Below are 6449 nucleotides of genomic sequence, written 5' to 3'. Positions count from 1 at the left end.
GCGACCCGGCCGCCGCCCCCGCTCCGCACGCCCCCGACCCGCACGCGGGGGAGACCGCGGTGGCCGATGCGGTGGGCGTCGTCGGCCGCGCCGCCAAGTCGACCGAGCCAGCCGCCGCCCGCCCCGCCGCGCCGCGCAGGATCGGCGACGAAGAGGAGACGATCGAGGTCGCACTCCCGGCCCCGCCGGTGGAGTCCAGGACCTCCTAACCCGTCGCGGCGTCCTTGCCGGGTACGGGGTCCCCTCCGGGTACGGGCGCCTCACTCGGTACGAGGCCCCCGCCGGCCGCAGGCGCCGTACCGGGTACGAGGCCCTCGCCCGCCGCAGGCGCCGCACCGGACCCGGGCGCTTCACCGGGCCCGGGCCCAGCCGTGGGCCCGGACCCGGGCCCGGGCTCCTCCTCGTACACGGGGAAGACCCGCGGGGCGAGCAGCAGTAGGACCAGGACCGTGAGGGCGGCGGCCACCGCGGCGCCCAGGTAGACGTAGTCCACCGAGTCGTCGACCGCGCGCCGCAGGTAGTCGGCGGCCTCGGCGGAGAGGTCGCCGGGGTGCTCCAGGGCGCGCGAGACCCCGTCCAGGTCGCCCGGCAGGTCGCCGCCGAGCGATCCGGGGGCGTCGGAGAGCCGGGCGGCCATCGTGGCGTTGGCGACCGCCCCGAACAGCGCGGCCCCCACGCTCTGCCCGACCTGTCGGCAGAAGAGGATCGAACCGGTCGCCGTGCCCCGCTCCGACCAGCCCACCGACGACTGCACGGCGATGATCAGCGGGAGTTGGAAGATGCCGAGGGCCGCGCCGAGCAGCAGCATGATGAGCGCCGGTTGCCAGGCCGAACCCGGATAGGGCAGCAGTAGGAACGCACAGAGGATCAGCGCCGCGAGCCCCATGCCGAGCACGGCGCTCTGCCGGTGGCCGATGCGCAGGTAGACCCGGTTGCTCAGGGCCGCCGATATCGGCCAGCTCAGCGTCATCACGGACAGCACGAAGCCGGCGGCGGTCGGCGAGAGGCCGAGCACCGACTGCGCGTAGGTGGGCAGGAAGACGGTCGGGGCGATCATCAACAGGCCGAGCCCGCCGAGCGCCAGGTTCACCGCGGCGATGGTCCGCCGGCGCCACACCCAGCCCGGAATGATCGGCTCCGCCGCGCGCCGCTCGATGGCCACCGTGACCACCCCGCACACCACGGCCGCCGCCAGCAGCGTCAGCGACGGCGTCGACCACCACGACCAGGCCACCCCGCCCTGCACCAGCGCGGTCAGCAGCAGGCTGCCGCAGCAGAAGATGCCGAGCGCCCCGGCCCAGTCGACCCGCGGCCCGGCCCGCTTCCCCGTGCCCGCCGCGTCCCCGGCCCGCCCCGTACGGCTCGTACGCTCCGGGCGCTCCGTACGGGCCGGCTCCTGGAGGTGACGGACGATCAGCAGCAGTGCGACGGCGCCCACCGGCAAGTTGACCAGAAAGATCCAGCGCCAGTCGGCGTAGCTGGCGATCAGGCCGCCGAAGGCCGGGCCGATGACGGACGAGGTGGCCCACACGGTGGAGAGCCTGGCCTGGATCTTGGCGCGTTCGCGGTGCGGGTAGAGGTCGGCGGCGATGGTCTGCACGGTGCCCTGCAACGCCCCGCCGCCCAGGCCCTGCACGATGCGGAAGGCGATGAGGCTGGCCATGTTCCAGGCGGTGGCGCACAGCAGCGAGCCGACCAGGAACAGGGCGATGCCCACCAGCAGTACGGGCTTGCGGCCGAAGGTGTCCGACAGCTTCCCGTACACCGGCAACGTCACCGTGACCGCCAGCAGATAGCCGGAGAACAGCCAGGAGAAGACCGAGAAGCCGCCCAGGTCGCCGACGATCTGGGGGACGGCCGTGGAGATGATCGTGGAGTCCAGCGCGGCGAGCGCCATCGCCAACATCAGGGCGGCGACGACGGGTCCGCGGCGGTCGGCGGTCGGCTCCGCCGGGTCGGTGGCCTCCGGTACGGGCGGTCGTTCCGTATCGCCTGTGGTGCCCCCCACTGTGCTGCCCCCTGCTCCTCCACCGTTCGTTGTAGCCTCCACCCTTCCACGCGGCGGGACGCGCGCGATACCGGCCGGCCCACGCCTTGGGACGGGGGCCCGTGGTGGCTTGTTTCCCCCTGTCCGATGGGGAGTGGGATGGCGCGAACACTGCGGTCAGGGGGCGTTGGGGGAGGGGCGGGAGCCGCCGGCGGCCCTCGCCCGCGCCCACTCCAGGCCAGTCCCACACCCACCTGAAACCCGCGCCCCGCACACCCACACCCACCTGAAACCCGCACACCCACACCCACGCGCACACCCACACCCACACCCCGCACATCCACACCCAACGACACACCCACACCCAACTCCCCACCCCAACCCACCCCGCGCGGCAACCCCACCCCGCGATGCAACCCACCCACTCCAACCCACCCCGCAAGGCAACCCGCCCCGCGGCAACTCCACCCCGCGCGGCAACTCCGGCCCGAGGCCGCCCCGTACGTCCCGGACGCCCCGCCGTCGCCCCCGTAGGGAACCCCGACCTCGGTCCGTACCGGGCCCACTCCTGTCATGGCCGCGCCCACACCGGGCCGTACCCATCCCGCGCCGGGCCGCACGCACCCGTGCCGTGCCGCGGGGGCGGACACCCCGCCCCTGTGCACCCTGAGACGGCGGGTGGGGCGGCGGACCGACCCCCTAGGGGATGCGGTGCCCGGCCCCCCACTTCGCGTTCGTTCCGACGGATGACGAGGTCAGAGCCCTGTTCTCCCTAGGGTTGGTGGAGGCGGCAGGACCCCGATGGTGGGGTTAGCCCCAGGGCGGATAGGGCGCTGAGCACCATCGCGGCCACGCCCTCGTTGGACGAGTCTTAAGTACGCGGCAGGGACCGCTCAGGACACCGATTGAGGAGAAGACCGTGACGACGGCTGTATCGATTCCGAGGACCGGGGGCAGCGGAGGGCATACGGCCGTTGCCGCGCGTGGACGCCAGGTGGTCAAGGCGTACGGGGCGGGTGAGACCCGAGTGGTCGCGCTCGACCACGTCGACGTGGACATAGCCAGGAGCCAGTTCACCGCCATCATGGGCCCGTCCGGCTCCGGCAAGTCCACCCTGATGCACTGCCTGGCCGGCCTGGACACCGTCTCCTCCGGCCAGATCTACATCGACGACACCGAGATCACCGGGCTCAAGGACAAGAAGCTGACCCAACTGCGGCGCGACCGCATCGGGTTCATCTTCCAGGCGTTCAACCTGCTGCCCACGCTCAACGCGATCGAGAACATCACGCTGCCGATGGACATCGCGGGCCGCAAGCCCGACCGGGCCTGGCTGGACCGCGTGGTGGAGACCGTGGGTCTGGCCGGCCGGCTCAAGCACCGCCCCAACCAGCTCTCCGGCGGTCAGCAGCAGCGTGTGGCCGTCGCCCGCGCCCTCGCCGCCCGGCCCGAGATCATCTTCGGCGACGAGCCGACCGGCAACCTCGACTCCCGCGCCGGCGCCGAGGTCCTCGGCTTCCTCCGCCGCTCCGTGGACGAACTCGGCCAGACCATCGTGATGGTCACCCACGACCCGGTGGCCGCCTCGTACGCGAACCGGGTGCTGTACCTGGCCGACGGCCGGATCGTCGACGAGATGTACCACCCGACCGCCGATTCGGTCCTGGAGCGGATGAAGCACTTCGACGCGCGCGGGCGTGTGTCATGACCGTCTTCAAGACCTCGATGCGCAACTTCTTCGCGCACAAGGGACGGATGGCGCTCTCGGCCGTCGCGGTCCTGCTGTCGGTGGCCTTCGTCTGCGGCACGCTCGTCTTCACCGACACCATGAACTCCACCTTCGACAAGATCTTCTCGGCCACCGCGCCGGACGTGAACGTCAGCCACAAGGACGCCCCCAAGGGCGACGACGTGCAGCGCACCCGCAAGGTGCCCACCATCCCGGCCACCAAGGTCGCCGAACTCGCCAAGGTCAAGGGCGTCAAGGCCGCGAGCGGCGACGTCACTTCCACGTCCATCACGGCCGTGGACATGGACAACAAGAAGATCGCCCTGGCCGACGGCGCGCCCTCGGTCGCCTCCAACTGGGACCCCAGCGAGACCAAGTCGAGCAAGATCTCTTCGGGGCGCGCCCCGCGCGGCCCGACCGAGATCATGGTGGACGCCGACACGGCGGACAAGAAGCACCTGGACATCGGCGACAAGGTACGGATCATCGCCGTGCCCGGTGACTTCACCGCCACCATCACGGGCATCGTCACCCTGGACGTCACCAACCCCGGCTCCTCACTCTTCTACCTGGACGACAAGTCGGCCCAGCGCCAACTCCTGGGCGCCGACGACGCGTACACCTCCGTCGCGCTGACCGCCGCCCCCGGCGTCAGCAACGAGGACCTCAAGCAGACCGTCATCGCCAGCCTCGGCGCCGACAAGGACCACCTGCGGGTGCTCACCAAGGCCGAGACGAAGGCGGAGAACAAGGACGACCTCGGCTCGTTCCTGGACGTCATGAAGTACGCGATGCTCGGCTTCGCCGGGATCGCCGTCCTGGTCGGCATCTTCCTCATCGTCAACACCTTCTCGATGCTGGTCGCCCAGCGGACCCGCGAGATCGGCCTGATGCGGGCCATCGGCTCAAGCCGCCGGCAGATCAACCGCTCGGTGCTCTTCGAGGCGCTGCTGCTCGGCATCGTCGGCTCCGTCCTCGGCGTCGCCGGCGGCATCGGCCTCGCCATCGGCCTGATGAAGCTCATGGGCACCATGGGCCTGAACCTGGACACCTCCGAGCTGACCATCAAGGCGGCAACGCCCGTCGTCGGCCTGGTCATCGGCGTGCTGACCACCGTGGTCGCCGCGTACATCCCGGCCCGGCGGGCCGGCAAGATCTCCCCGATGGCCGCGCTGCGCGACGCCGGCACCCCGGCCGACGGCCGCGCCGGCAAGGTACGGGCCGTGCTCGGCCTGCTGCTGACCGGCGGCGGCGCCGCGGGCCTGGTGATGGCCGCGGGCGCCGACACGGCGAAGGACGGGGCGAGCTTCCTCGCCGTCGGCCTGCTGCTGACCCTGATCGGCTTCATCGTGATCGGCCCGCTGCTGGCCGGCGTGGTGGTCCGGGTGCTGAGCGCGATCCTGCTGCGGGCCTTCGGCTCGGTCGGCCGGATGGCCGAACGCAACGCGCTGCGCAACCCGCGCCGCACCGGCGCCACCGGCGCGGCCCTGATGATCGGCCTGGCCCTGGTCGCCTGCCTGTCCGTGGTCGGCTCCTCGATGGTCGCCTCGGCCAGCGACGAACTCGACAAGTCGGTGGGCGCGGACTTCATCGTCCAGCCCGACAACGGCAGCATCAAGCCGCAGGTCGAGCAGGCCGTCAAGCGTGCCAAGCACCTCGACCACGTCAGCGACTACAAGATCCTCGAAGGCGCCACGATCACCACGTCGGCGGGCAAGAAGGTCAAGGAGGACCTGGACGCGGCGAGCCTCAGCTACGCCGAGGACCTGCGCTCCCCGGTCGTCGAGGGCAAGCTCGCCGACGCGTACGGCAAGAACGCGATCGGCGTCCCGGAAGGCTTCGCCAAGGACAACAAGATCCGCATGGGCGACGTGCTCACGGTCCGCTTCGCGGAGAGCGACCGCACCGCCAAGCTGACGGTGAAGGTCATCACCTCCGAGGAGACGGCGTTCAACAAGGGCGCCCTGTACATCGGCGTCGAGACCGCGCAGGACTACATCTCGCCGGACCAGATGCCGCAGAACATCATGATGTTCGCGGTGGCCAAGGACGGCCAGGACCGCGAGGCGTACGCGTCGATCAAGGCCGAGCTGAAGGGCTACCCGGACGTCACGGTCCGCGACCAGGCCGACTACAAGAAGCTGCTCGAAGACCAGATCGGCCAGTTGCTCAACCTGGTCTACGGCCTCCTCGGCCTCGCGATCATCGTCGCCATCCTCGGTGTGGTGAACACCCTGGCCCTGTCGGTGGTCGAGCGGACCCGCGAGATCGGTCTGATGCGCGCCATCGGCCTCTCCCGCCGCCAGATGCGCCGCATGATCCGGCTGGAGTCGGTGGTCATCGCCCTCTTCGGCGCCCTGCTCGGCCTCGGCCTCGGCATGGCCTGGGGCATCACGGCCCAGAAGCTGCTGGCCCTGGAGGGTCTGAAGACCCTGGAGATCCCGTGGCCCACGATCGGCACGGTCTTCGTCGGGGCGGCGGTGGTCGGCCTGCTGGCCGCCCTGGTCCCCGCGTTCCGGGCCGGCCGGATGAACGTCCTCAACGCCATCGCCACCGATTAGCCGGGCCGGGGGGGGGGGGGGGGGGGGGCTTTTTCCCCCGGGGGCGGGGGGGGGGGGGGGGGGCTCCCCGGGGGGGGGGGGGGGGGGGGGGGGGGGGGGGGGCCGCCGCCGGCGGCCCGCGCCCGCGCCCACTCCAGGCCAGTCCCACACCCACCTGAAACCCGCGCCCCGC

At 71.7% G+C, this 6449-nt stretch carries 3 protein-coding genes and 1 pseudogene; 3 read left to right on the top strand and 1 reads right to left on the bottom strand.

Annotated features, from left to right (window positions below; translation table 11 throughout):
* Positions 1-209 (top strand): annotated as a pseudogene (locus AAHZ94_RS26425) (hypothetical protein); the annotation flags it as partial.
* Here AAHZ94_RS26425 and AAHZ94_RS26420 read toward each other — a convergent pair.
* Positions 206-2008, bottom strand: a complete 1803-nt coding sequence (locus AAHZ94_RS26420; protein ID WP_502964790.1) for an MFS transporter — start codon at positions 2006-2008, stop codon at positions 206-208. The pseudogene AAHZ94_RS26425 and the gene AAHZ94_RS26420 sit on opposite strands and share 4 nt — an antisense overlap.
* Before the next feature lie 898 nt (positions 2009-2906).
* Between AAHZ94_RS26420 and AAHZ94_RS26415 the strand changes: the two genes are divergently transcribed.
* Together AAHZ94_RS26415 and AAHZ94_RS26410 are read left to right on the top strand one after the other, a co-directional pair.
* Positions 2907-3695 (top strand): ABC transporter ATP-binding protein, encoded by a 789-nt coding sequence (locus AAHZ94_RS26415; RefSeq protein WP_349995821.1) that lies wholly within the window; start codon positions 2907-2909, stop codon positions 3693-3695.
* The gene (locus tag AAHZ94_RS26410; protein ID WP_349995820.1) at positions 3692-6277 is read left to right on the top strand and encodes an ABC transporter permease; all 2586 of its coding nucleotides are present in this window, start codon (positions 3692-3694) and stop codon (positions 6275-6277) included. Before AAHZ94_RS26415 ends, AAHZ94_RS26410 begins: the two co-directional genes overlap by 4 nt.
* Positions 6278-6449: the final 172 nt, after the last annotated feature.

This window comes from Streptomyces sp. HSW2009 (genome assembly GCF_040240285.1).
GTDB lineage: Bacteria > Actinomycetota > Actinomycetes > Streptomycetales > Streptomycetaceae > Streptomyces.
The sequence above is the reverse complement of the archived record's forward strand: the minus strand, read 5'-3'. Positions and strand labels throughout refer to the sequence as shown.

Excerpts from the sequence above, each read along its gene's own strand:
- AAHZ94_RS26410 (WP_349995820.1), top strand. The coding sequence starts at position 3,692 with ATGACCGTCTTCAAGACCTCGATGCGCAACTTCTTCGCGCACAAGGGA.